This window comes from Aeromonas crassostreae (genome assembly GCF_054052445.1).
Window position 1 is genome coordinate 36,324 of sequence record NZ_JBSTYM010000008.1, and the last position, 23,587, is coordinate 59,910.

22 protein-coding genes and 1 riboswitch are annotated in these 23,587 nt (G+C 64.5%); of the genes, 10 read left to right on the plus strand and 12 right to left on the minus strand.

Going from position 1 to position 23,587, the window contains the following annotated elements; genetic code table 11:
* Positions 1–116 precede the first annotated feature (116 nt).
* Positions 117–965 carry a lytic transglycosylase domain-containing protein gene (locus ACW5W4_RS08215; RefSeq protein ID WP_456689043.1) on the minus strand — a complete coding sequence of 283 codons (849 nt, stop codon included), beginning with the start codon at positions 963–965 and terminating at the stop codon, positions 117–119.
* A gap of 267 nt (positions 966–1,232) precedes the next feature.
* Here ACW5W4_RS08215 and ACW5W4_RS08220 point away from each other — a divergent pair, with 267 nt between their 5' ends.
* Both ACW5W4_RS08220 and ACW5W4_RS08225 read left to right on the plus strand, forming a co-directional pair.
* The gene (locus tag ACW5W4_RS08220) at positions 1,233–1,679 is read left to right on the plus strand and encodes a globin domain-containing protein (protein WP_456689044.1); all 447 of its coding nucleotides are present in this window, start codon (positions 1,233–1,235) and stop codon (positions 1,677–1,679) included.
* A gap of 187 nt (positions 1,680–1,866) precedes the next feature.
* Positions 1,867–2,493 (plus strand): YitT family protein, encoded by a 627-nt coding sequence (locus ACW5W4_RS08225; protein WP_456689045.1) that lies wholly within the window; start codon positions 1,867–1,869, stop codon positions 2,491–2,493.
* Positions 2,494–2,949: 456 nt separating this feature from the next.
* On the opposite strand, the gene ACW5W4_RS08230 is transcribed toward ACW5W4_RS08225, so the two are convergent.
* Genes ACW5W4_RS08230 through ACW5W4_RS08240 form a run of 3 tightly spaced genes read right to left on the minus strand, consistent with a single transcriptional unit; the run spans position 2,950 to position 5,620 of the window.
* On the minus strand, positions 2,950–3,738 hold the full coding sequence (locus ACW5W4_RS08230) for a heme ABC transporter ATP-binding protein (protein WP_456689046.1): 789 nt from the start codon (positions 3,736–3,738) through the stop codon (positions 2,950–2,952).
* Between the two features lie 14 nt (positions 3,739–3,752).
* Positions 3,753–4,784 carry a FecCD family ABC transporter permease gene (locus ACW5W4_RS08235; protein WP_456689047.1) on the minus strand — a complete coding sequence of 344 codons (1,032 nt, stop codon included), beginning with the start codon at positions 4,782–4,784 and terminating at the stop codon, positions 3,753–3,755.
* On the minus strand, positions 4,781–5,620 hold the full coding sequence (locus ACW5W4_RS08240; RefSeq protein ID WP_456689048.1) for a heme/hemin ABC transporter substrate-binding protein: 840 nt from the start codon (positions 5,618–5,620) through the stop codon (positions 4,781–4,783). The genes ACW5W4_RS08235 and ACW5W4_RS08240 overlap by 4 nt, the downstream gene beginning before the upstream one ends.
* Before the next feature lie 168 nt (positions 5,621–5,788).
* Here ACW5W4_RS08240 and hutX point away from each other — a divergent pair, with 168 nt between their 5' ends.
* Together hutX and hutZ are read left to right on the plus strand one after the other, a co-directional pair.
* Positions 5,789–6,301 (plus strand): heme utilization cystosolic carrier protein HutX, encoded by a 513-nt coding sequence (gene hutX / locus ACW5W4_RS08245; protein WP_456689049.1) that lies wholly within the window; start codon positions 5,789–5,791, stop codon positions 6,299–6,301.
* Positions 6,298–6,855: a heme utilization protein HutZ gene (gene hutZ / locus ACW5W4_RS08250; RefSeq protein ID WP_456689050.1), complete on the plus strand. Its 558-nt coding sequence runs from the start codon at positions 6,298–6,300 to the stop codon at positions 6,853–6,855. Before hutX ends, hutZ begins: the two co-directional genes overlap by 4 nt.
* Before the next feature lie 61 nt (positions 6,856–6,916).
* Here hutZ and ACW5W4_RS08255 read toward each other — a convergent pair whose 3' ends face one another.
* The 3 genes from ACW5W4_RS08255 to ACW5W4_RS08265 all read right to left on the minus strand — a co-directional run bounded on the left by ACW5W4_RS08255 (position 6,917) and on the right by ACW5W4_RS08265 (position 8,921).
* A complete protein-coding gene (locus ACW5W4_RS08255; protein WP_456689051.1) occupies positions 6,917–7,318 on the minus strand; it encodes a hypothetical protein in 402 nt (133 codons plus the stop codon).
* Positions 7,319–7,843: a cysteine hydrolase family protein gene (locus tag ACW5W4_RS08260; RefSeq protein WP_408794966.1), complete on the minus strand. Its 525-nt coding sequence runs from the start codon at positions 7,841–7,843 to the stop codon at positions 7,319–7,321. It abuts the gene before it with no gap.
* A gap of 100 nt (positions 7,844–7,943) precedes the next feature.
* Positions 7,944–8,921 (minus strand): ChaN family lipoprotein, encoded by a 978-nt coding sequence (locus tag ACW5W4_RS08265; RefSeq protein WP_456689052.1) that lies wholly within the window; start codon positions 8,919–8,921, stop codon positions 7,944–7,946.
* 222 nt (positions 8,922–9,143) lie between these two features.
* On the opposite strand from ACW5W4_RS08265, the gene ACW5W4_RS08270 reads away from it, so the two are divergent.
* Together ACW5W4_RS08270 and ACW5W4_RS08275 are read left to right on the plus strand one after the other, a co-directional pair.
* Positions 9,144–11,207, plus strand: a complete 2,064-nt coding sequence (locus ACW5W4_RS08270) for a TonB-dependent hemoglobin/transferrin/lactoferrin family receptor (protein WP_456689116.1) — start codon at positions 9,144–9,146, stop codon at positions 11,205–11,207.
* Positions 11,208–11,482: 275 nt separating this feature from the next.
* Positions 11,483–12,628, plus strand: coding sequence for a 3-phenylpropionate MFS transporter (locus ACW5W4_RS08275; protein ID WP_456689053.1), 1,146 nt, complete (start codon positions 11,483–11,485; stop codon positions 12,626–12,628).
* A gap of 62 nt (positions 12,629–12,690) precedes the next feature.
* Here ACW5W4_RS08275 and ACW5W4_RS08280 read toward each other — a convergent pair whose 3' ends face one another.
* Together ACW5W4_RS08280 and ACW5W4_RS08285 are read right to left on the minus strand one after the other, a co-directional pair.
* Complete coding sequence (locus ACW5W4_RS08280; RefSeq protein ID WP_456689054.1) at positions 12,691–12,906, minus strand: helix-turn-helix domain-containing protein; 216 nt, start codon at positions 12,904–12,906, stop codon at positions 12,691–12,693.
* Positions 12,907–12,913: 7 nt separating this feature from the next.
* Complete coding sequence (locus ACW5W4_RS08285) at positions 12,914–13,486, minus strand: DUF2975 domain-containing protein (RefSeq protein ID WP_456689055.1); 573 nt, start codon at positions 13,484–13,486, stop codon at positions 12,914–12,916.
* A gap of 212 nt (positions 13,487–13,698) precedes the next feature.
* On the opposite strand from ACW5W4_RS08285, the gene ACW5W4_RS08290 reads away from it, so the two are divergent.
* Together ACW5W4_RS08290 and ACW5W4_RS08295 are read left to right on the plus strand one after the other, a co-directional pair.
* Positions 13,699–17,187, plus strand: coding sequence for a hybrid sensor histidine kinase/response regulator (locus ACW5W4_RS08290; RefSeq protein ID WP_456689056.1), 3,489 nt, complete (start codon positions 13,699–13,701; stop codon positions 17,185–17,187).
* 184 nt (positions 17,188–17,371) lie between these two features.
* A riboswitch (cyclic di-GMP riboswitch) is annotated at positions 17,372–17,459 on the plus strand.
* Between the two features lie 115 nt (positions 17,460–17,574).
* Positions 17,575–20,169 carry a glycosyl hydrolase family 18 protein gene (locus ACW5W4_RS08295; RefSeq protein WP_456689057.1) on the plus strand — a complete coding sequence of 865 codons (2,595 nt, stop codon included), beginning with the start codon at positions 17,575–17,577 and terminating at the stop codon, positions 20,167–20,169.
* A 104-nt stretch (positions 20,170–20,273) separates the two neighbouring features.
* Here ACW5W4_RS08295 and ACW5W4_RS08300 read toward each other — a convergent pair whose 3' ends face one another.
* On the minus strand, positions 20,274–21,074 hold the full coding sequence (locus tag ACW5W4_RS08300) for a putative RNA methyltransferase (protein ID WP_456689058.1): 801 nt from the start codon (positions 21,072–21,074) through the stop codon (positions 20,274–20,276).
* Positions 21,075–21,264: 190 nt separating this feature from the next.
* Complete coding sequence (crp, locus tag ACW5W4_RS08305) at positions 21,265–21,903, minus strand: cAMP-activated global transcriptional regulator CRP (RefSeq protein WP_041995525.1); 639 nt, start codon at positions 21,901–21,903, stop codon at positions 21,265–21,267.
* Between the two features lie 317 nt (positions 21,904–22,220).
* Here crp and ACW5W4_RS08310 point away from each other — a divergent pair, with 317 nt between their 5' ends.
* Positions 22,221–22,625, plus strand: coding sequence for an OsmC family protein (locus tag ACW5W4_RS08310; protein ID WP_427260669.1), 405 nt, complete (start codon positions 22,221–22,223; stop codon positions 22,623–22,625).
* Positions 22,626–22,662: 37 nt separating this feature from the next.
* Positions 22,663–22,962, plus strand: a complete 300-nt coding sequence (locus ACW5W4_RS08315) for an MliC family protein (protein WP_408794981.1) — start codon at positions 22,663–22,665, stop codon at positions 22,960–22,962.
* Positions 22,963–23,030: 68 nt separating this feature from the next.
* Here the strand turns inward: ACW5W4_RS08315 and ACW5W4_RS08320 are convergent, their stop codons facing one another.
* Positions 23,031–23,576: a DUF4136 domain-containing protein gene (locus tag ACW5W4_RS08320; RefSeq protein ID WP_456689059.1), complete on the minus strand. Its 546-nt coding sequence runs from the start codon at positions 23,574–23,576 to the stop codon at positions 23,031–23,033.
* Positions 23,577–23,587: the final 11 nt, after the last annotated feature.

Below are 23,587 nucleotides of genomic sequence, written 5' to 3' on the forward strand. Positions count from 1 at the left end.
GGGGTCAGCCGGTTCCGAATAACGGGGCGATTGTAAACCAATGGCCGACGGGGGGAAAGCCGATGGCGCCGTGAGGGGATGGCCCCATGGCGCCAGTCGAGGGGCGGGGGCAGGGGCTAGCGGTTCGGGCGTCCGGCCTGCTTGGCCAGGGGATCCTGGCCGGCGAAATAGAGCACCTTGCGCACATAGTGCTGGGTCTCGGCATAGGGGGGAATGCCGCCATAGCGGGCCACCGATTGCTCACCGGCGTTGTAGGCGGCCGACATCAGCACCCAGTCCCCGTCGAACTCCCGATCCAGCCACTTGAGATAGGCCAGGGCCCCCTTGATGTTCTGCTCCGGGTCGAAGGGGCGGGTCACTCCGAAGCGCGCCTGGGTGGCGGGAATGAGCTGCATCAGCCCCTGGGCATTCTTGGGGGAGACGGCGTGGGTCTCCAGATTGGACTCGGCGATGGCGATGGCCAGCACCAGGCGGGAGTCTATCTCATGGCGATCGGCGGCCTGGCGCAGCAGGGCGGCGAGCCTGCGCTTGGCGGGAGACTGGCGGGCGAGATAGGCGTCGAGGTTGAAGGGGGTGCTGGGGATGGTGAAGCCGCCGCCACCCATCTGGGCGCCGCAGTTGTCCCCTATGGGGGCATTGCCGACCCGGCTGTTGTAGTAGCGAGCGGCCTGCTGGCTGCCAAGGCGCATGGCCATGGCGAGATAGCCGTTGGCCAGCTTGGGATTGCGGGGAGCAAGCAGGCGACCGATGCGATAATAGCCTTCCGGGTTGCCCGTGCTGGCCGCCACGCAGTAGTGGCGTATGGCCTGACTGATGTTGCCCCGGTTCTGGGCCGCCTGACCCTGCTGGAGGGCATTGATGGCGCGCGGTGCCTGACGAAACTGGCCCTTGTCGGCCGCCTGGACCGCGGCGGCGGGCAGCAGGGGCAGCATTATCAACAGCAGGGTTGCGGGCCAGTTCACCATGGGAAATCTCCAGCGCATGTCCAGAACCTATAGGGGAGATCGGGGCGTACTGCCAGTGGCGCGGTGGAACCTGTGGTTATGGCATCGCGTCTGGCGAGAACGAAATCATCTGGAACTAATCGCGAGCCCTCGGGTGCCACGTCAGTCAAGGGCGTTCCCGGCGTGGAAAACGGACGGGGGCTGGCAGAGTTGTTGCTAGTGACTATTTTGTTATTACAGTGTGCAATTGCTGCCGGGCAGGGAAGCGGCCATGGCTAAGGACGGCATATGAGCTCAGATGAGATAGAACTGGTACAAAGGGCATGGAGTCGTATCTCGCTGTTTAGCAACGAGTTTGTCAGGGATATCTATCAGGAGTTATTTCATCTGGATCCGAGATTGCTCCCCATGTTCACCATGACGGATGAGCGCCTCATCGACAAGGTGGCCCAGACCCTCAATACGGTGCTGACCAGCCTGGAGCAGATCGAGTCGCTGCGCTTCATCATCCGCCACCTCGGCCAGCAGCACAGGCGCTACGGGGTGACGCCGGAACACTTCAACCTGGTCAAGGTCGCCATGACCCGGACGATGGCCCGGCGGCTCGGCGAACACTTCACCCTGCCCCTGGCCCAGGCCTGGTCCGCCGCCTATGACGAGATCGCCGCCATCATGATAGAGGGATTGCAGCATGTACCCAGGGCCGAGGCGCCGGCGGACATAGCGCTGGAGTGAGCCTCATCTTGGTGCAACGACTGTCAATGGAGGATGACAGGCACCAAAAGGGGGCGTGGTCGATGACCATTGTGATCATGGTCGCAAAAAATAGACTGGAGCCCACCACGAAGCCCTGAGGACAGGGCTCGGGTCCGCCACCGCGGCCACAAGACACGCTTTTTCACTTCGCCATTGGATACAGGTTATGGACAACACCCCGCCCGCCGCGCAGCCCACTCGCTCTGCGCACCCCCTCTATGAAGATGTGATCGCCCTGCTGACCGCGGCGGGTTTCGTCTCCCTCGGCATCTTCCTGTTTCATCAGGTCGGCCTGCTCACCGGTGGCACCGCCGGGCTGGCACTGCTGCTGCAACAGGTGACGGGCCTGAGCTTCGGCCTGCTGTTCTTCGCCATGAACCTGCCGTTCTACGCCCTGGCCTGGCTCAGGATGGGACCGCGCTTCACCTTCAATACCTTCGTCTCGGTAGCGGCTGTCTCCTTCATGACGGATCACCTCAATGCCGTGCTGCAAATCGGCAAGATAGAGCCGGTCTATGCGGCCCTGATTGGCGGCACCCTGATCGGCATGGGGCTGCTCATCATGTTTCGCCACAAATCCAGTCTGGGGGGCTTCAACATACTGGCGCTCTTCATCCAGGATCGGTTCGGTATTCGCGCCGGCAAGCTGCAAATGGGGCTGGATTGCACCATAGTCATCGCCTCCTGTTTCGTGGTGCCGCCCTGGATCCTGGCCCTCTCCGTGGTGGCGGCCATCATCTGTAACCTGGTGTTGACACTTAACCACAAGCCGGGCCGCTACCAGATCGCCTGACATAGCGAGGGCCGATGCCGGAGGGATGTGGCTATCGACGCCCAACCCACCAGCCGGGTCGCGACCCGATCCCCGAGTCACCCTTCACGTTGCAAACAAACAGAGCGCCTGATGGCGCTCTTCTGCTATTCGGGATCCTGACGGGATTCACACCACCATGGGCAGTCCGGTCCCGGGGTGGTGGATGGTCTGGACGGGGTAGTCGTGGCGAGGAGGGGCTATGCGCCCGTTATCGCACCCCCAGCGATTATCACACCACCATGGGCAACCCGGTCCCGGGGTGATGGATGGTCTGGACGGGGTAGTCGTGGCGAGGAGGGGCTATGCGCCCGTTATCGCACCCTCAGCGATTATCACACCACCATGGGCAGCCCGGTCCCGGGGTGGTGGATGGTCTGGACGGGGTAGTCGTGGCTAGGAGGGGCGATGCGCCCGTTATCGCACCCCCAGCGATTATCACACCACCATGGGCAGCCCGGTCTCCGGGTGGTGGATCACCTGGGCCGGGTAGTCATAGAGGCGGGTCACCAGTTCGGGGGTGAGCACCTCGTCCGGGGGGCCATCGGCCATCAGTCTGCCCCGCTCCAGCATCAGCAGCCGATCGGCGTAGCGGGCCGCCAGGTTCAGATCGTGCAGCACCACCAGCACGGCGGTGTTGCGGGAGGTGAGGGCGCGAGCCAGGGTGAGCAACTGGTGCTGGTACTTGAGATCCAGGGCCGAGGTGGGCTCATCGAGCAGCAACAGCCTGGAGGGGCCATCGGCATCGGGGGCCTGCCAGATCTGGGCCAGCACCCGGGCAAACTGCACCCGCTGGCGCTCGCCGCCGGAGAGGCCCGGGTAGAGGCGGCTGGCCAGGTGTTCCACCCCGGCATGGGCCATGGCGGCCCTCACTATCTCGTCGCGCCGGCGGCCGGGTTCGCTGTGGGGCAGACGCCCCATGGCCACCACCTCTTCACACAGGAAAGGGAAACTCAGGGACGAGCTCTGGGGCAGCACCCCGACCCTGTGGGCCAGTTCGGTGCCGGTCCACTCCTGGCGCTTGCGGCCAAACAGGCTGGTCTCTCCCTCATGGTCCAGCTCGCCGGTCAGGCATTTGAGCAGCGAGCTCTTGCCGGCGCCGTTGGGGCCGAGCAGGGCGGTGAGGCTGCCCCCATGCAGGCTGAGGTCGAGCCCGTCCAGGATGAGGCAGCCACCTCGGGTGAGGCTGAGCTGACGGCAACGCAGCAGAGGGGGAAGTGCTGACAAGATAGGGTCTCCGGTTAAAGGGTACGGCGGCGCTTGACCAGCAGCCAGATGAAGAAGGGGGCGCCGAGCAGTGCCGTGATGATGCCCACCGGCAACTCGGCCGGGGCCAGCAGGGTGCGGGCCAGCATGTCGGCCCCCAGCAGCAGGGCGGCACCCATCAGGGCACAGAGCGGCAGCAGCCTGGTATGGTTGGGGCCGGCCAGCAGCCGCACCAGATGGGGCACCACCAGTCCGACGAAGCCGATCATGCCCGACACCGCCACGGCCACCCCCACCCCCACGGCGGTGAGCAGTATCAGTCGGCGCTTGAGGGCCTGCACATTGACCCCCAGGTGACGGGCCTCTCCTTCCCCCAGCAGCAGGGCATTGAGGGGGCCGGCATCGCGCATGAACAGCCACAGCAGCAGGGCCAGGGCCGCCAGTGACAAGGCGACGTCGGCGGGTTTGCTTGCCGCCAGGGTGCCGAGCTGCCAGAGACTGAGGTTTCGCAGCATCTGATCGTCCGCCAGATAGGTGAGCAGGCCGATCACCGCGAAGGAGAAGGCCGTGATGGCGACCCCGGCCAGCAACATGACGGTGACCGAGGTGCCCCCTTCCCGGGTGCCCAGCAAATAGACGAGGGTGGTGGTCAGCGCCCCGCCGAGGAAGGCGAACAGGGGCAGCAGGCCGATGCCGAGCTGGCTCTGCAGCTGCTGATCCAGGGGGGCCAGCAGCACTATGGCCAGCGCCGCCCCCAGCGCCGCCCCACCGGAGACCCCTATGATGCCGGGATCGGCCAGGGGGTTGCGAAACAGCCCCTGCATCACGGCGCCGCAGAGGCCGAGCATGCCCCCCACGGCGATGCAGAGCAGGGTACGGGGCAAACGGATCTCCTGCACGATCAAGAGCTTGTGTGCCTCAATCCCGCTCTCCTGCCCGGCCAGCAGGGCGCGCAGGCTCTCGGTGAAGGAGAGGGCAAGGGGGCCGGTGGCGAGGGACCCGAGCAGCAGCAGCACCAGCAGGCCACCGCTGAGGGTGATGAGCCAGGGCAGTGGCAGGCGCATCATGACCCCTGCTTGATCCACTGGGCTATCTGGGCCGCCTGCTGCAAGGAGCGCAGACTGAGCCCCCCTTGCAGGGCCTGGCCGTCGATGGCGTGGATGGCGCCCCGTCTGCCCGCCGGGGTGGCGGCCAGGGCCGGCACCTGGGCCAGCACGCTGGCCGGATCCTGATACAGCTGCCAGTCGCGGCCGCTCACCAGCACCAGATCCGGTTGCAACTCGATCAGGGATTCGGCGGACACTGGCTTGTAGTCCCGCAGCTGGGCGACCGGATTGACGCCCCCTGCCAGGGTGAGCAGGGCGCTGGCGGTGGTATTGCCCCCGGCGATGCTGGTGGGCTGGCCCTTGTGCAGCAGCAGGAAGGCGACCTTGAGGGGCCTGTTCTGGCTCGCCTGGGCGGCCAGGGCGTCGCTCTGGGCCTGGATCTCGCCCTGCAAACGGGCGCCGGCGGCCGGATCCCCCAGCAGCTGGGCCAGGGTCTCGATCCGCGCATTCAGGTTGGCCAGGGTCGGCGCCGTCTCCAGCACCTTCACCTCGACCCCGGCCCGACGCAGCTGATCCAGCACAGGGGCCGGCCCCATCTCGTCGCTGCCTACCAGCCGGGTCGGCGCCAGGCTGAGGATCCCCTCCGCGGCCAGGGCGCGGTGATAGCCGACCCTGGGCAGCCCCTTGGGTTCTGTGCTGCTGACGTCGGTGGCGACCAGGCTCTGCTCGCCGCCGAGCGCCAGTATGAGTTCAGTGGTGGCCGGGCCTATGCTGACGATACGTTCCTGTGCGCCTGCTGGCAGAGCCATGACCGAACAGCCGAGCAGGGTGAGTGCGAGGGCAAGACGAGGACCCATGCTAACCTCCGAAGAGTGAATGAAGTTGGATTTGCGCCGAGAATATCAAGCCGGCGGGGAAAATGCACTGATAATGAAACTGATTATCAATTGCATTGGTTTTGCGGCTTGATTAGAGTATCCGCCATGACAGTCGAGGGGTGGCACCCCCCTCCCAAGGGAGAACCTATGAGCATTGCACTACGCATCCAGGCGCTGCTGGAACAAGATCCCGGCGCCCATCCGTCCTCCATCGCCACCGAGCTGGCGGTCAGCGAGTGGGAGGTGGTGCGCCATCTGCCATCCGAGCTGATGACGCAAGTGCCGGCCGGGGAGGCAGAGGCCCTGCTGGCGGATCTGGCCAATTGGGGCCCGGTGACCACCATCGTCGAATCCGACGGCTCCCTCTTCGAGGTGAAGGCCCCCTTCCCCAAGGGCAAGACGGCCCGTGGCTACTACAACCTGATGGGGCGGGATGGCGAGCTCCATGGTCACCTCAGGCTCGACAAGGTGGTCGGCATTGCCCTGGTCAGCAAGCTGTTCATGGGCAAGGAGGGGCACTCCTTCCAGTTCTTCGGCTACAGCGGCCGCTGCATATTCAAAGTCTATCTGGGCCGGGACGAGCAGCGTCGGCTGCTGCCTGATCAGGTGGAGCGTTTCAAGGCCCTGCGCCACCAGTATCAAGAGGAAGTGAAAGCATGAGTGAACGTCAGGAGCGCCTGCAACACCGTCTGCAACCGGAGATCCGCGAGTTTCGCGATGGTTGCCGCACCCTGCAGCTCGCCACTGTGGACAGCGAGGGCAGGCCCAACGCCAGCTACGCCCCCTTCGTGTTGCAGCAAGATGGCTACTATGTGCTCATCTCCGAGATAGCGCGCCATGCCCGCAACCTGCAACAGGTGCCCAGGGTCTCCCTGATGCTGATCGAGGACGAGACCGGCGCCCGCGAACTGTTCGCCCGCAAGCGACTCACCTTCGATGCACTGGCCGAGGTGGTGGCCCGGGACGACGCGCGCTGGGGCCAGGCGATCGCCGCCCTGGAGGGGCGCTTTGGCGACATCGTCAAGGGGCTCTCCAACCTCAAGGACTTCGTACTGTTTCGTCTGAAGCCAGAGCAGGGGCTGTTCGTCAAGGGCTTCGGCCAGGCGTTCCAGGTCTCGGGTGACGAGCTGGTGGACTTCGTCCATCTGGCGGAGGGCCACAGGCGCATCGACAACGGTGCCGAGCTGACCCGCGAGACCGACGTACCGGTCTGACGCGGGAACACGAGATGAAAAAACGGACAGCCCAGGCTGTCCGTTTTGCTTGAAGGGCCCACTAGCCTTGCCAGTCGCCCCGGTTGGGGAAGGTCTGGCGATCGGCGTCGCTGGCGGTTTCGTTGCACTCCCCCCTGATGCGCCAGGAGGTCTGGCTCAGCACGATGAAGCCCTGATGGCAGTAGCCCCTTTGCTCCAGGGTGTGCTGGAGCTGGGCATCCTGCAGGGCGGTGCGCCGCTCCAGCAGGCTCTTCTGGCGCTGCAATTTGCCGCCATCCTCATCCTGCAGCCGGGTGGGCACGGTCTCCAGCGGCGCGGCTTCAAACAGGAAACGCTTGCTGCCCTCCTCGTTGATATGGGTGCTGAACAGCGGCGCCGGCTGATCCGATGGCGGCGTGAAACCACAACCGGTCAGGATCGGCACCATGGCAAGCAGCAGTGCGGGGGGGAGGGGAAGTCTCATTCAGGTGATCTGATCCGTGGGTTGCACCAGGACGCGGCGATCCCCCGGCAGGGCCAGGTTTTCCCACATCCAGTTGTGGTGGGTGATGATCTCGTCCGCACCCAGATGGGGGCGGTCGGCCGTGGTGTGGGCGTCCCGGGCCACAGTGACCTCGAAGCCGTGGGAGGCGGCGCTGCGCACCGTGGTGTCGACGCAAAAGTCGGTGGCGCAGCCGCACAGGATCAGCCTGTCCACGCTCTGCTCCGCCAGCAGGAAACCGAGTTCGGTATCGAGGAAGCTGTCGCAGGCGCGCTTGCGAACCCGGCTGTCGGCGGGCCTGGGGGAGAGGGCGGCATGGATCTGCCAGGCCGGGCTGCCGGGCTCAAGTTCGCCACCCGGCTCGTCATGCTGCACATAGATGACGCGCCCGCCGCCCTGGCGCACCCCCTCGGTCAGGCGGTTGATATTGGCCAGCACCTGCGCGTCCTGGTGACGCGGTTGCTCGAACAGCCCTTGTTGCACATCGATAACCAGTAACACGTCCATATGCACTCCTCGTGCTGTTCATCGTTGGCCCTTGCGGGCCTTGGGATAGACGGGGGTTACCCTGTCATGGCGCGAGCGGGTGCCGGCTTGCCCGCGCCGCTCAGTCAGCCTGGGATTGCAACCACTGGGTACAGTCCCGTTGCCGGGACAGATGCAGCGTGCCCATATCTTGCTTCATTTCCCCCTCGCTTTGCCAGCGTTTGGGCAAGGGTGCCATGGTGACCCGCACCTCGGGGGCCCGTCCCGGCACAGGTTCAGCCGTGGTGACGGGGACCACCAGGCTGACCTTGAGGGCCGGATTGCGGCTGGCGATGCGGCTGGCGAGGCCAAGCCCTCCCTCCACGTGGAAGTTGCCGGCGATGTGCATGATGCGTCTGCCCGGATGGCTGGCCAGGTAGTCCACCATGGATTCGGCCATGGTGTCATCCCAGCTGGTCTGGGCGGCGAAGCGGCGGGCATTGCCGTCCGCATCCCCATGGTGCAGGGAGGCCATGAACTTCTGGCGATAGGGGTCATCGCCCAGGGTGAGGGTGCTTGCCAGCTGGCCGCGATAGACGGGGGCGAGCCGGTCGAGCCATGCCGGGCCTTCCTGACCGATGCAGCTCACCAGGGGCTTGGGGGCGTTGGCCGCGATGACGGCCAGGCCCTGCTCCTTGGCAAATTCCACCAGGGGGCGATAGTCGCTCTGGTAGTTGGGCCAGGCGTTGCCATCGCGGATGAGGGCCGCCTCACCGATGCGCCCGGCGAGATAGGCATCGAGCACCGGCTGGGCGTCGCGACCGAACTGCTCCATGGAGAGCGCCAGGGCCCGGCCAGGGTCGCGGCTCTGGCGCTGCAAGCCAGCCAGCAGCTGGGCCTCGAGCAGGTGGGCGGCCGGATGGCTGTGCAACTCCCCCACCAGCACTATGTCGGCGTCCCTGACCTTGCCCAGTGCTTGCTGCAGGGTCAGTGTCTCGCCGTCTGCCGAGCTCAATCGGTAGTCGTAGAGGGTGCCGGTCAGGGGAGGGGTGGGGGATGGGGGGCTTGCGCAGGCCCAGAGCAGCAGGGGCAGCGTCAGCAAGGTCAGGGATCGGATCATGGTCTCTCACGACAAGGTTGGTCAGCCAGCATCAGCATGGCAGAGGTGGCGTCATGATGACAGGGGGGCTCAGGGGGATGCAAATAAATCACAATAAAAATGATAACCATTATCATTGATCTTTCCGTGGCGCTGGGTAAGATGCATGCCGTTGATAACTATTCTCAATAAGGACATGCAGTGGCTCACATTACACCCCCCACCCAGATTGCGATCGCGGTCATGGCCGCCCTTAGCCTCCAGGTTCAGGCGGCGCAGCCGACTCACTCCCGCGGCAATGACGATGTCATGGTGGTCAGCGGCTCCCGGATGGAGCAGAAGCTGGAAGATGTCTCGGGCCCCATCACGGTGATCACGGCCGAACAGATCGAAGAGCAGTTGGTCAGCAACGTCGCCGACCTGTTCCGCTACCAGCCCGGGGTGACAGTGGTGGGCGGCGCCGGCGATGCCCAGACCTTCGTCGTGCGCGGCATGGGGGAGAACCGGGTCAAGACGGTGCGCGACGGCGTGCGCCAGAATGACGCCTACAAGAACGGCGGTGTGGGCCAGAGCTACTTCGACACCGACATGATCAAGCAGGTGGAGGTGGTCAAGGGACCGGCATCCGCCGCCTACGGCTCCGATGCCCTGGGTGGGGTCATCGCCATCACCACCAAGGATGCCAGCGATTTTCTCAAGGGGCGCGACAGCTATCTGGATGCCACCACCGGCTATGCCTCCAGCAGCCATCAAAACATGGCGGGCTTTACCGGCGCCCTGCGCAGCGGCGAGTTCGAACACCTGCTGCGCTACACCTGGCGCGACGGCGGTGTGACCCAGAACCATGACGGCGACAAGAACGAGTTCGACATCGCCAGCCAGGCGGTGCTGTTCAAGAGCCGCTGGAACATGAGCGAGGATCAGTTCCTCAAGCTCACCGTCGACTACTTCACCGAAGATGAGGATCCGGATGCGGTCGACCTGACCAAGTCAGGCTCCGTCTTCAATCAGCCGATCACCGACAAGGAGACCGACAACCTCTCCCTGATGCTGGACCACGGCATCGCCCTGAATGCTCCCTGGGTCGATCGCATCGACAGCAAGTTCTACTACGCCCGCACCAAGCAGACCCTGGATCAGTACGCCTCCTCCAAGTACCCGGTCAACCCGCGCAACCCCTATGTGACCAAGCCGTCGCACGATCACAACGGTTTCGAGCAGGAGAGCCTGGGGGCCCAGGTGAAGTTCAGCAAGGCGCTGGCGAGCCAGCGTCTGGCCTGGGGCCTGGAGTATGAGCACACCGACAACGAACGGACCCGCGTCAAGGGGCCGGCCACGGCGGGGGACTTCGCCTCCTACAGCGAGCTGAGTTTCCCCTCCACCACCAGCGAGCACGGCGCCCTCTGGGTCTTTGATGAGCTCAAATTTGGCGAACGCTGGGTGCTGACCCCAGGGCTGCGTTACGACTACTACAAGATGACCCCCGACGAGGATCCCGCCTACACGGGGAACAGGCTCAAGTCCTTCTCCGAAGGAGAGCTCTCCCCCAAGCTGGGGCTGGTGTTCAAGGCACACGAGGCGGCCAACCTGTTCGCCCAGTACAGCCATGGCTTCAAGGCGCCCATGTATGACAACGCCTTCTCCACCCTGAACCATCAGGCCTATGGCTATCGCATCGAGCCGAACCCGGATCTCAACCCCGAGAGCAGCGACGGCCTCGATCTGGGGGTACGCGGCAGCGCCGGCGGCCTCAGCTATGAGGTGGCGGCCTTCTACAACAAGTTTGACGACTTCATCGAGCTGACCCAGGTCGGCAGCGAGGGCCGCACCGCCCTCTACCAGTACCGGAACCTGGACGAGGCGACCACCAAGGGGGTCGAGGCCAGCGCCGACTACTGGCTCAATGACCTGGTCAACGTCTGGGGCAACCTGGCCTATATCGAGGGCAAGGACGGTGACGGCAACTACATCAACAGCCTGAGCCCCCTCAACGGCAGCCTGGGCCTGCGGCTGGATCAGCCGAACTGGAACATCAACACGGCGCTGCGCTTTGCCGATGACATGAACAAGGTGGGCAAGGATGCGCGCGGCAACGACAACATCAAGAGTGCCGGCTGGGGCGTGGTGGATCTCTACGCCCAGTTCAAGCCGATGCAGGATCTGCAGCTCAACGTCGGTGTCTTCAATCTGTTTGACAAGGAGTACGTCAGCTACGAGAGCATCACTGGCCTCTCCGCCGCCACCAACATCAGCAACCAGACCGAGCCGGGCCGCAACCTGAGCGCGCGGGTCAAGTATCTGTTCTGAGTGGCGCGAGTCGTGCGTGCATTGGATGAGTCGGGGGCCGCAAGGCCCCTTTTTCGTGGATTGCGACCGCCGGGGGCGCGCCAAAAAGAAACCCGCCATAAGCGGGTGGAAGGATTGCAACACTAACCAGGAGGAGGTGTTGTTCAATAGACACGGGTACTCTGGCAATAGTTCAATTTTATTGATGTTTTTCATTTCGGCTGGCGTCCTGGTCACAGGATCCCCGGCCAAAAATCGGTTATCATCTGCGTCCCGTTCCGCTCCCCTGAGGCCCTATGCCCGCCTTCTCCTGGTTAGCCCTGTTCTTTGGCGCCTTCTACTTCGTCTATGGCGCCTATCTGCCGTTCTGGTCCCTCTGGCTCGAGGGGATGGGGGTGAGCGCCGAGCAGATAGGCATGCTGCTGGGGGTCGGCATGGGGATCCGCTTCGCCGGCAACCTGATGGTGATGGGGCGCATCAAGGGGGCGGGCCAGCTGTTGCCCGTCACCCGCTTGCTCTGCCTGCTCAGTCTGCTGGCCTTCCTCGGCTTCTATCTCGGCCACAGCCTCTGGTGGCTGGTGGTGCTGACCCTGGTGGCGAACTTCATCTATCCGACCCTGATGCCGGTGGGGGAGGCGCTCGCCACCCGCATGGTGATCCAGACCCAGCTCGACTATGGCAAGGTGCGCCTGTGCGGCTCCTTCGCCTTCATCGTCGCCTCCACCCTGGTGGGGGCCCTCATCACCGACCTGGGCAGCGGCTGGGTGCTGCACATCATGGTGCTGGGGCTGGCGCTCATGGTGCTGCTCAGCTGGCTGCCGCTGGATCCGGCCCCCCGGGACGTGGTGGGCGAGCGGGCGCGCCCCTCCCTGAGGGAGACCCTCAAGAGTGCCACGGTGCGCCGCTTCCTGCTGGTGACGGCGCTCTTGCAGGGCAGCCATGGCGCCTATTATGGTTTCAGCGCCATTCACTGGAAGGCGGCGGGTTACAGCGGCGCCACCATCGGCTATCTGTGGGCCCTGGGGGTGGTGGCGGAGATCGCCATGTTCGCCGCCGACAAACGCTATTTCAGCCGCTTCGGGGCCCAGACCCTGTTCCTGGTGGGGGCGCTCGGCTGTCTGGTGCGCTGGAGCCTGCTCGGGGCCAGCACGGATCTCTCCCTGCTGCTGCTGGCGCAGCTGCTGCACGGGGTCACCTTCTGCATCAGTCATCTCGGGGCCGTGCGTTTCATGACCCGGGATCTGCCCCCGGAGCAGCTGATCGGCGCCCAGGCGCTCTACGCCGCCCTCTCCCTCGGCATCATGGTGGCCGCCCTGATGACCCTCAGCGGCCAGCTCTACGGGCCCCTGGGGGGCGGCATCTTCTACCTCATGGCGCTGGCGGTCTTGCCGGTGTTCTTCCTGCGGCGACATGTCGATATGGGTCTCTCTGGCAGAGGCTGAAACAGACGCAACGAGAAGGGGAGAGCCTAGGCTCTCCCCTTTTTCATCGATGGCGGGCCGGATCACGCCTCGTCCGCTTGCCCGTGGGTCAGCAGGTCGCCCGGCTGGCAGTGCAGCTCGCGGCAGATGGCCTCCAGGGTGGAGAAGCGGATCGCCTTGGCGTGACCATTCTTGAGGATGGAGAGGTTGGCTTCGGTGATACCAACCCGCAGGGCCAGCTCTCGGGCGGTCATCTTGCGTTGGGCCAGCAGGGCATCGAGCCGGATGATGATGGGCATGGTTTCCTCACACCGTCAGTTGCTGGTCATCGGCCAGTTGCTTGGCCTCCCACATCACCAGTGCCAGCGCCGAGACGATGAGCCCTGCCAGCAGCAACCTGAAATCCGACGAGCCTATGCTGATGGTGCCGTGCAGTGAAGGGCCCTGCATGGTGAGCGCTATGTCTACCAGGGGCAGGGTGATGATCTCGGTGACGAAGCTGGCGCACAACAGCAAGCCGAGCCAGCGATAGCGGCGGATCTGGTCGAAGGTGAACAGCATGGCGTGGCGGTAGCCACGAAACAGCTGGCGCAGTTGCCACAGGATCAGCATGAATACCAGGTCCGGCAGCAGCAGGATCAAGGTGGCCAGCAGACGGCTGCCGAGGGTGAGGGGATAGTCGTTCAGGGAGGGGGCGCCGGCCAGGCCACTGGCTCCTTGCTGTCCCAGGGCCTTGAGCAGGGCGTCTTGCAGTCGATCATTCCCACCAAACAGGTGAGACCAGGTATCAGCTACCGTGATGAGCGGGGTCGCCACCAGGGCGAACAACAGGATCCATTCGATCAGTGTACTCATGGGGGCGAGCTTGCTGGGTGTCATGATAGGCCTCATGGTGGACGATGGGGATTGGCTGCCGGTGCTGTTTGGCAACGATGTCGTGTTGATGTTTATCGTTTTTCGATATTCCGTCAAGGGTGGTTTATTGAAAAACGATAAATATCGGGTCGACATCAGGGGATGACATTCTCCTGACTCCTCTCTAGACTGGCGGCTGCTTCGTTTAAATATTCAGCATGGACAAGGGGTTACAGATGCACCAGGGATGGCTGCTGATTGGGTTGTCACTCGCATATCTTGGGCTCTTGTTCCTCATCGCCTACTGGGCGGACAAGAACAAGCGCCGCCGCCTCAAGGGGCAGCCCCTGCTCTACAGCCTGTCCCTGGCCGTCTACTGCACCTCCTGGACCTTCTTTGGCACCGTCGGCCAGGCCAGCGAGTCCCCTTGGTCCCCCGTGCCCATCTATCTGGGGCCCATGCTGGTGTTCCTGTTCGGCTGGCGCCTGCTGGCCCGGCTCATCCTGGTGGCCAAGCGCGAGCACATCACCTCCATCGCCGACTTCATTGCCGCCCGCTATGGCAAGTCCCAGCGTCTGGCCATGCTGGTAAGCCTGGTGGCCATCATAGGGGTGCTGCCCTACCTGGTGTTGCAGCTCAAGGCCATCGTCACCGGGCTGGATCTGCTGATGGCCAATGCCGTGCCTGCGGGCCCTGCCGGCAATACCGCGGAGCTGGCCCTCGGCGTCACCCTGCTGCTGGCCCTGTTCAGCATACTGTTCGGCACCCGCAACCTGGACGCCACCGAGCACCACAGGGGCATGGTGGTGGCCATCGCCTTCGAGTCCGTGGTCAAGCTGCTCGCCTTCATGGCGGTGGGGGGCTTCGCCCTCTGGCTGATCCTGAGCCAGTCAAACGAGAGCCGGGATCTGGTCACCCGGGACTTCTTCCGCGCCGTGGTCGATGTGAGCCCGGGCAACCTGCTGGAGCTCGCCATCTATACCCTGCTCGCCATGTGCGCCGTGATCTGCCTGCCGCGCCAGTTCCACGTGACCGTGGTGGAGAACAATCAGGGCCAGGATCTGCACTGGGCGCGCTGGCTGTTTCCCGCCTACCTGTTTCTGATGGGGCTCTTCATCTGGCCCCTGGCCCTGGCGGGGCAGCAGTGGGTCGGGGCCGACATGGCCTCGGACACCTATGTCATCAGCCTGCCCATGGCGCTGGGCAACCAGGGCATGGCCATGCTGGCCTTCCTCGGCGGCACCTCGGCCGCCACCGGCATGGTGATCGTCTCCACCATCGCCCTGGCCATCATGGTGAGCAACGATCTGGTGCTGCCGGTGCTGCTGCGCCGCTTCTGGCAACGGGGGCGCGACGAGCGGCTGGTGCACCTGCTGCTGCAGGTGCGCCGCGGCGCCATCTTGCTGATCCTGCTGGCCGCCTGGGGGCTCTACCTCTGGCTCGGCGATCTCACCAGTTTGTCGCGCATCGGCTACCTGTCGTTCGGCGCCGTGGCCCAGTTTGCCCCGGCCCTGCTGCTCGGCCTCTATTGGCGTCACGGCAACCGCAAGGGTGTCTATCTGGGGCTCGCCCTCGGGATCAGCCTCTGGTTCATCACCCTGCTGGCCGAAAGTGGCCTGCTGGCGGGCTCCCCCCTGCAGGCCATGCTGGCGCCCCCCGACTGGCCCGCCTTTCGCGACCTGAGCCTGGGGGCCTGGTGCCTCTTCCTCAGCCTGCTGCTCAACCTGATCGGCTATGTGGCGGGCTCCCTGCTGACCCGGGCCGCGGTGAGCGAGCGGTTGCAGGCGGCCAATTTCGTCGGCCAGGCCAGCCGGGATGCCACGGCCCTCTATCAGGCCAAGGTGACGGTCAAGGAGCTGGAGATGCTGGCGGCCCGCTTCGTCGGCCCGAGCCGGGTCAAGCGCTCCTTCGGCCGCTTCGCCGGCGAGTCGGGGGGGACCCTGGCGCCCCAGATGCAGGCCAGTGCCGGGCTCATCGCCCACACCGAACGACTGCTGGCCGGGGTGTTTGGCACCTCGTCGGCCCGGCTGGTGCTGGCCTCGGCCCTGCAGGGACGCGACATGCAGCTCGAGGAGATCGCCACCATAGTGGACGAGGCCTCGGACGTGCTGAGGTTCAACCGGGGCCTGCTGCAGGGGGCCATAGAGCATATCGGCCTCGGCATCTCTGTGGTGGACAGGGAGCTGAGGCTGGTGGCCTGGAACCAGCGTTACATCGACCTGTTCCAATATCCGGTGGGGCTGATCCAGGTGGGACGCCCCATCGAGGAGATCATCCGCTACAACGCCGTCAAGGGGCTGTGCGGCCCGGGGGAGGTCGAGGCCCATGTGGCGCGCCGGGTCGGCTTCATGCGCCGCGGCAGCGCCCATCTCTCCTCCCGTGAGCGGCCCGATGGCCGGGTGATCGAGCTGCAGGGCAACCCCATGCCGGGGGGCGGCTTCGTGATGACCTTCGCCGACATCACCCCGTTTCGCGACGCCGAGCGGGTGCTGAGGGAGGCCAACGAGCATCTGGAGTCGCGGGTGGCCGAACGGACCCGTGAGTTGTCGGCCCTCAACAGCCAGTTGCGGGCGGTCAACGAGCAGGTGGAGCGGGCCAACCAGTCCAAGAGCCGCTTCCTGGCGGCGGTGAGCCATGATCTGACCCAGCCCCTCAATGCCGCCAAGCTGTTCACCTCCTCCCTGATCGAGACGCTGCCCGGGGAGGGGGAGGCGGCCCGCCTCGCCCACCACATCGACGATGCCCTGGGGGCCACCGAGGATCTCATCACGGATCTGCTGGACATCTCCCGGCTCGAGGCGGGCAAGTTCAAGGCCAGGAAGCTCGACTTTGCCCTGGCGGAGGTGTTTGACAACCTCAAGGCGGAGTTCGGGGTGCTGGCCCGGGCGGGGGGCATCGACTTTGCCGTGGTGGACACCCGGCTGGCGGTCCACAGCGATGCCCGCCTGCTGCGCCGGGTGCTGCAAAACTTTCTCACCAATGCGTTTCGCTACAACCCCGGCGGCCGGGTGCTGCTCGGTTGCCGTCGCCTGGGCCAGCAGCTGCGCATCGAGGTGTGGGACACAGGGCCCGGCATTCCCCAGGACAAGCAGGAGGCCATCTTCGAGGAGTTCCAGCGGCTGGATCACTCCCGCACCGCCCGCGAGCAGGGGCTTGGCCTGGGGCTCGCCATCGCCCGGGGCATCTCCCTGGTACTGGGGCATCCTCTGACCCTGCGCAGCTGGCCCGGCGCCGGCTCCGTGTTTGCCATCACCCTCAAGCTGGCCAGCCGTCCCCTGGTGGCCAGGACGACGCCCGCGCCCCTGCCTCGTCATGACAGCCAGCTGGCGGGGGTGCGGGTGCTCTGCCTCGACAACGAACCCGAGATCCTGGTGGCCATGGCCTCCCTGCTGGGGCGCTGGGGCTGCGAGGTGCGCTGCGTGCAGGATCTGGCCCAGGCGCAGACCCTGGTGGCGAGCTTCAGGCCCGACCTGGTGCTGTCCGATTACCACCTGGACGACGGCAAGACAGGGTTGCAGGCGCTGCACATGCTGCGCCTCGCCCTTGGCAGGGAGCTGGGAGGCATCATCATCAGCGCGGATCGCAAGAGCGAGTTGCAGGCCCAGATCCGCGAGCATGGCTATGGCTACATCAGCAAGCCGGTCAAGCCCCTCAAGCTCAGGGCGTTGATGAACAGCATGGTGGGAACCGGGAAACTTGATGATGATCACGAATTAACAAATTGATCATATGTGCGCCAACCTGGTTTTTTGCCGAGGATCCCGTCAGTAACCATGATTCACCCCCCATAAGCCGCCAATTCGAGTCATGAGTCCCCCCTGTGAAGCGGGGGGGACCGGCTGGGGGGTTTGCCTGAGCCTCCGGGGTGACCTATATTGCCCAGGCGATTTTTTTTATCGCGAATCAAGTTGTGCCAAAGGGCAAACCGGTCGAAAGGCCGGGACGCAAAACTTCCGGTCTAAGGGTCTGCCGTACCTAAGATAGCGGGGTCACCACAGGGTTGTGTTTCCCACCGGACGCCAAGCCGGGGCGGGGATGTTGTCTGTGTTACCTGTCTGACATGCGTTGCCTTTTTCGTGACAAAAATGAGAAACGAAATAAGGATATTCAACATGTTAAGTCCAAAACCTTCCCTGCTGGCCCTCCTGGTCGCCGGCAGCTTCGCCGCCTCGGCGCAGGCCGCCGCCCCGGGCAAACCCACCATAGGCTGGGGTGAGACCAAGTTCGCCATCGTCGAGGTGGATCAGGCCGCCACCGCCTACAACAAGCTGGTGACCGTCCATGCCGACGGCGCCCCGGTCAGCGTGAGCTGGAACCTCTGGTCCGGCGACGTGGGCCAGACCGCCAAGGTGCTGCTGGATGGCGTCGAGGTGTGGAGCGGCCCGTCCGGCGCCTCCGGCACCGCCAACTTCAAGGTGAGCAAGGGCGGTCGCTACCAGATGCAGATCGAACTGTGCAACGCCGATGGCTGCACCCGCTCCGATCCCAAGGAGATAGTGGTCGCCGACACAGATGGCAGCCACCTGGTGCCCCTCAATGCCCCGCTGCAAGAGAACAACAAGCCTTATGCCAACAAGTCCGGCAAGGTGGTGGGGGCCTACTACGTGGAGTGGGGCGTCTACGGCCGCAAGTTCACGGTGGACAAGATCCCGGCCCAGAACCTGACCCACATCCTCTATGGTTTCACCCCCATCTGTGGCGGTGACGGCATCAATGATGGCCTCAAGAGCATAGAGGGCAGCTTCGAGGCGCTGCAGCGCGCCTGCGCCGGTCGTGCCGACTTCAAGGTGGCCATGCACGATCCCTGGGCCGCCATCCAGATGCCTCAGGGCAACCTCAAGGACTTCGATGAGCCCTACAAGGGCAACTTCGGCAACCTGATGGCATTGAAGCAGGCCCATCCCGACCTCAAGATCCTGCCCTCGGTCGGCGGCTGGACCCTCTCCGATCCCTTCTATTTCCTCGGCGACAAGAGCAAGCGAGACACCTTCGTCGCCTCGGTCAAGGAGTTCCTCCAGACCTGGAAATTCTTCGACGGGGTGGACATCGACTGGGAATTCCCGGGGGGATCGGGGGCCAACCCGGACCTCGGTGCCCCGAGCGATGGGGTCACCTATGTGACCCTGATGCAAGAGCTGCGGGCCATGCTCGACGAGCTGGAGGCCAAGACGGGTCGCCAGTACGAGCTCACCTCGGCCATCAGCGCCGGTGGCGACAAGATAGCCAAGGTGGATTATCAGGCGGCCCAGCAGTACATGGACCACATCTTCCTGATGAGTTACGACTTCAATGGCGCCTGGACTAATACCGAGCTGGGTCACCAGACCAACCTGTTTGCGGCCAGCTGGGATCCAGACACCAAGTACACCACGGACAAGGGGGTCAAGGCCCTGCTGGATCAGGGGGTGACCCCGGGCAAGATAGTGGTCGGCGCCGCCATGTATGGCCGTGGCTGGACCGGGGTGAGCGGCTATCAGGCGGACAACCCCTTCACCGGCACCGCCACCGGCCCGGTCAAGGGCACCTGGGAGAACGGCGTGGTGGACTATCGCCAGATAGTGAACGACTACATGGGCGCCGGCTGGGAGCAGGGCTATGATGAGGTGGCCGAGGCTCCCTATGTGTTCAAGGCGAGCACGGGGGATCTCATCACCTTCGACAACGACCGCTCGGTCAAGGCCAAGGGTCAGTACGTGCAGGCCAATCAGCTCGGCGGCCTGTTCGCCTGGGAGATCGACTCGGATAACGGCGATATCCTCAACGCCATGCACGAAGGGCTGGGTCACGGTGATGGCACGGCTCCCGTCAACAAGCCGCCCATCGCCAATGCCGGGGCCGATCTGACCGTGACCGGCCCGGCCAGCCTGACTCTGGATGGCTCCGCTTCCCGGGATCCGGAAGGGACAGCCCTCACCTATGGCTGGCGTCAGCTCTTTGGCCCTCAGGTGACACTGAGTGGTACCGATCAGGCCAAGGCCAGCGTCAATCTCGATGGCGTCAGTGCGGATGTCACCCTGACCTTCGAATTGACGGTGACCGATGGTGAAGGATTGACGGCCAAGGACAGCGTGGTGGTGACCAACAAGGCGCCCCAGCCAAACCTGGCTCCGACCCTGACCCTGCCCGCCACGGCCAGCGTCGAGTCCGGCAAGCAGGTGAGCATCCAGGCCCAGGCGAGCGATCCCAACGGCGATGCCCTGAGCTATCAGTGGACTGTGCCCGCCGGCTTGAGCGCCACCGGCCAGGACAGCGCCACCCTGGTGGTCACAGGTCCGAGCGTGACCAGTGACACCGCCTACGATCTGACCCTGGTGGTCACCGACGGCGCCCTGGACACCCAGGCCAGCACCCGCCTCACCGTCAAGCCGGCCAGCACGGGCGGTGACTGCGAGGCCAGCGATCCGGATGCCGCCAACTGGCCGGCATGGCAGGCCAGCGCCACCTATAACGGCGGAGCCAAGGTCAGCCATCAGGGGCTGGTGTGGCAGGCCAAGTACTGGACCCAGGGCAACGAGCCGAGCCGCAGTGCCGATCAGTGGACGCTGGCAAGCAATGTGCAACTGGGCTGGGATGCCGCCGTGGCCTACAACGCAGGGGATCTCACCACCCATGACGGCCACAGCTGGAAAGCCCAGTACTGGACCAGGGGCGACGAGCCCGGTGTGGCCGCCGTCTGGCTGGATCAGGGGGCCGCTAGCTGCCACTGAGCCAGACCGTTGCGCGGGGCACCCTCAAGCGCTCCTGATGGAAGCAGTGGCGATGCCACGACATAAAAAAAGGCCCGTTCGGGCCTTTTTTCTGTGTGCGGGTCTCAGAGCGGCTTCTGCCACAGGGTGAGCAGCAGATCCTGCTCCAGCTCGTCCGGGCCCTGCTGGATGAACTGATGACGCTGCTCGGCGTCGGCGCGCCAGCCGAGGCGGCTGGTCTCGAGCACGAAGCCGCGCAGCTTCTGATCCAGGGTCAGGGAGAACTGGCAGCGTTGCTGCGCCAGCGGGTCGAGCCCGGCCAGGGCGGGCCAGCTCAGGGGATGCTCCATGCTGACCGGATTGAGGCTGATCCTCAGCTGCCACTGGTGGCGGGGGCCCGGCTGCAGGTGGAGCAGGTAGCCGCCCGGCGCCAGCCAGTCACACAGCTGCTCCGTCTTGACCCTGAGGTCATTGACCAGCAGCAGCTCGGCCTGGCCCGGTTGCAGCGGGGCCCGGGCCGGATCGGCGATGACGAAGCTGCCTTCCGGCTGCGCCTTGCTGGCGGCGAAGATGGCATTCTTGGCCAGGTCCACCCCGGCGAAACGCCAGCCGGGCAGGCGCTCGGCCAGGGCGCGGCAGTAGTAGCCTTCGCCGCACTCGAGCTGGATCAGTTCACGCTCGCCGAGGGGGGCCAGCAGGCTGGCCATGGCATCGACCAGGGGCTGCATGTGGCCCTGCTCCAGGAAGTGGCGCTTGGCGCGCATCAGGGCGCGGCTGTCGCTGTCCTTGGGATTCTTCTTGCCTGGGATGAGATCCAGATAGCCTTCGGGCGCCGGATCGAAGTGGTGCTTGTTATCACAGTAGAGGCCCTTGCTGGCCTGGTGAAGATGCAAGGGGCTACGGCAGCGGGGACATTGCAGGTGCATGGCTTCTCGTTCCGATCAAGGGGGCTGGCAGGCTGACGCGGGGGCCGAGCCTGATTGGGGGGCATTATAGGGGGATTGCGCCGAAAAGGGCGGCCCCGACGGGTTTTATCTTGGCGCGACCCGGGCTGGCGCGGCCCCAAGATCGAAAAAGGCTGCCTCGGCAGCCTTTGTCCTGGGGCTGGCACCGCGGTCAGCGGGTGCCAAACACCACTATGGTCTTGCCGTGGGCCGAGATGAGCTCCTGCTCTTCCAGCATCTTGAGAATGCGGCCGACGGTTTCCCGGGAGCAGCCGACGATCTGGCCTATCTCCTGACGGGTGATCTTGATTTGCATGCCATCGGGGTGGGTCATGGCATCCGGCTGTTTGGCCAGGTTCAGCAGGGTCTGGGCGATCCGGCCGGTCACGTCCAGGAAGGCGAGGTTGCCGACCTTCTGGCTGGTGTGCTGCAGGCGCAGCGCCATCTGGCCGGAGAGACGCATCAGGATCTCGGGGTTGACCTGGATCAGCTGACGAAACTTCTTGTAGGAGATCTCGGCGACTTCGCAGGCGCCCTTGGCGCGCACCCAGGCGCTGCGCTCGGGGTTGTCGTTCTCTTCAAACATGCCCATCTCGCCGAGGAAGTCCCCCTGGTTGAGATAGGAGAGGATCATCTCTTTGCCTTCATCGTCCTTGATGAGGACGGCCACCGTGCCCTTGACGATGTAATAGAGGGTCTCCGCTTTTTCACCCGCATGGATAAGGGTGCTCTTGGCGGGATACTTATGAATGTGGCAGTGCGACAAGAACCATTCCAGGGTGGGATCGCTTTGCGGTTTGCCAATGACCATGAGATTTCCTCTGTAGTGTCTTTTTATGGACTCGTGCGTCCGGGCAAGCTGCCAATCTTGCCATTCCTTGTATTAGTCGCAGTAGGATAAGAGCCTTTGCCGGTGCTGACAAGGCTTAGGGCCTCCTTTGGGCGCAGGCTAGCGCACTGGACAGGGCATTCTAGGGAACTTGGCCGCCACAAACCTTGATTTTGATCTAGCCAGCGACGGCTTGTGGTGGTGCCGACATCGCGGCCGGGTGCAGCGGCGGCCTCGACTGGGGTATGCTATGGCATCGCGTCCGCCAGGACACTCGTATCACGCATGAGGTAATGAAGATGAAAGCCAAGGTCAACTGGGTGGAAGGGATGAAGTTTGTGGGTCACAGCGAGTCTGGTCACCAGCTGATCCTCGACGGCACCAACCCGGGGGAGGGGGCCAGCCCGATGGAGTTGATCCTGCTGGCGGTGGGCGGTTGCAGCTCCATCGATGTGGTCTCCATCCTGGAGAAGGCGCGCCAGAACGTGAGCGCCTGCCATGTGGATCTCTCCGGTGAGCGGGCCGAGACGGTGCCCCGGGTGTTTGAGAAGATCCACTTGAACTTCGTGGTCACGGGTCAGGGCCTGGCCGAGAAACAGGTGGCTCGCGCCGTCGACCTCTCCATGGAGAAGTACTGCTCCGTCTCCCTGATGCTGGAAAAAGCCGTCGAAATTACCCATAGTTATCAAATTATTGAGGCATGATCCCCCGCTTCTCTCGTCATCACAAAAGGAAAGTGCAATGAAGAAACTAGTCGCTCTGATCCCCCTGTTGGGACTGGCAGCCTGTAGCTCGCCGCAACCGACCCAGTACCAATATAACCAGTATCAGTGTGGTGAAGAGATGTTGGCGGTGACCTATGATCCCCAGGCCGACATGGTGCAGTTTCCCCTGAACGGGGTCTACCAGAAGCTGGGCCGGGTCGAATCCGAGAAAGAGAGTGCCCGTTACTCGGACGGGGTCACCATGTTCTGGACCCAGGGGGATCGGCTGACCCTGACCCAGAAGGGGGTCACCCTGCTCAACTGTACCCGCCTGTAACGGCGGTCAGCACGGACAAAGGCCTGCATCATGCAGGCCTTTGTCGTTTGCGGGCGCCGGAGGCGGGCTCAGGGCAGGGTGCTGAGCATCTTGCCGACCAGCTCCTGACTGAAGGCCGCCCGCTGTGACTCGGCAATGGCCTGATCCGTGGTGAGCTGGATGACGCTGCTCCAGGCCGATTGCTGCCGCTGGCGATCCAGCATGATGATGGCGAGCGTCCCCTTACGGGCCCCCGCCTTGGCCTGCAGCCCAGGGTTCATGCCGAGGCGGGCGAACAGCTCCTCGTCGCTGATGTCCTGGGCGCCGGCGACGCCGATGGCCACCCAGATATCGGCCTCATCGAGGGGGGCGCTGCGCCAACCCTTGCCATCGAGGTATAGCGCCACCGCCTGCTGCAAGGGGTCAAGCCAGCCTTCGGCGCTCGCCCCCGAATACTGGTACTGCTCGGCCAGGGCGTAGCGGGGCTGGGCCGGGAAGGGCCACTGCTCGGCCGGACGGGTCACCTGGGTGCCCATGTCGACCACGGGGGCCTGGTGGCCACTGCTGCAGCCGCCGAGCAAGCCAACCAGTCCAAGCAGCAGGAGTGGCCAGGGGGTTCTCAAGATAGTGTGCATGGGGGTCGCCT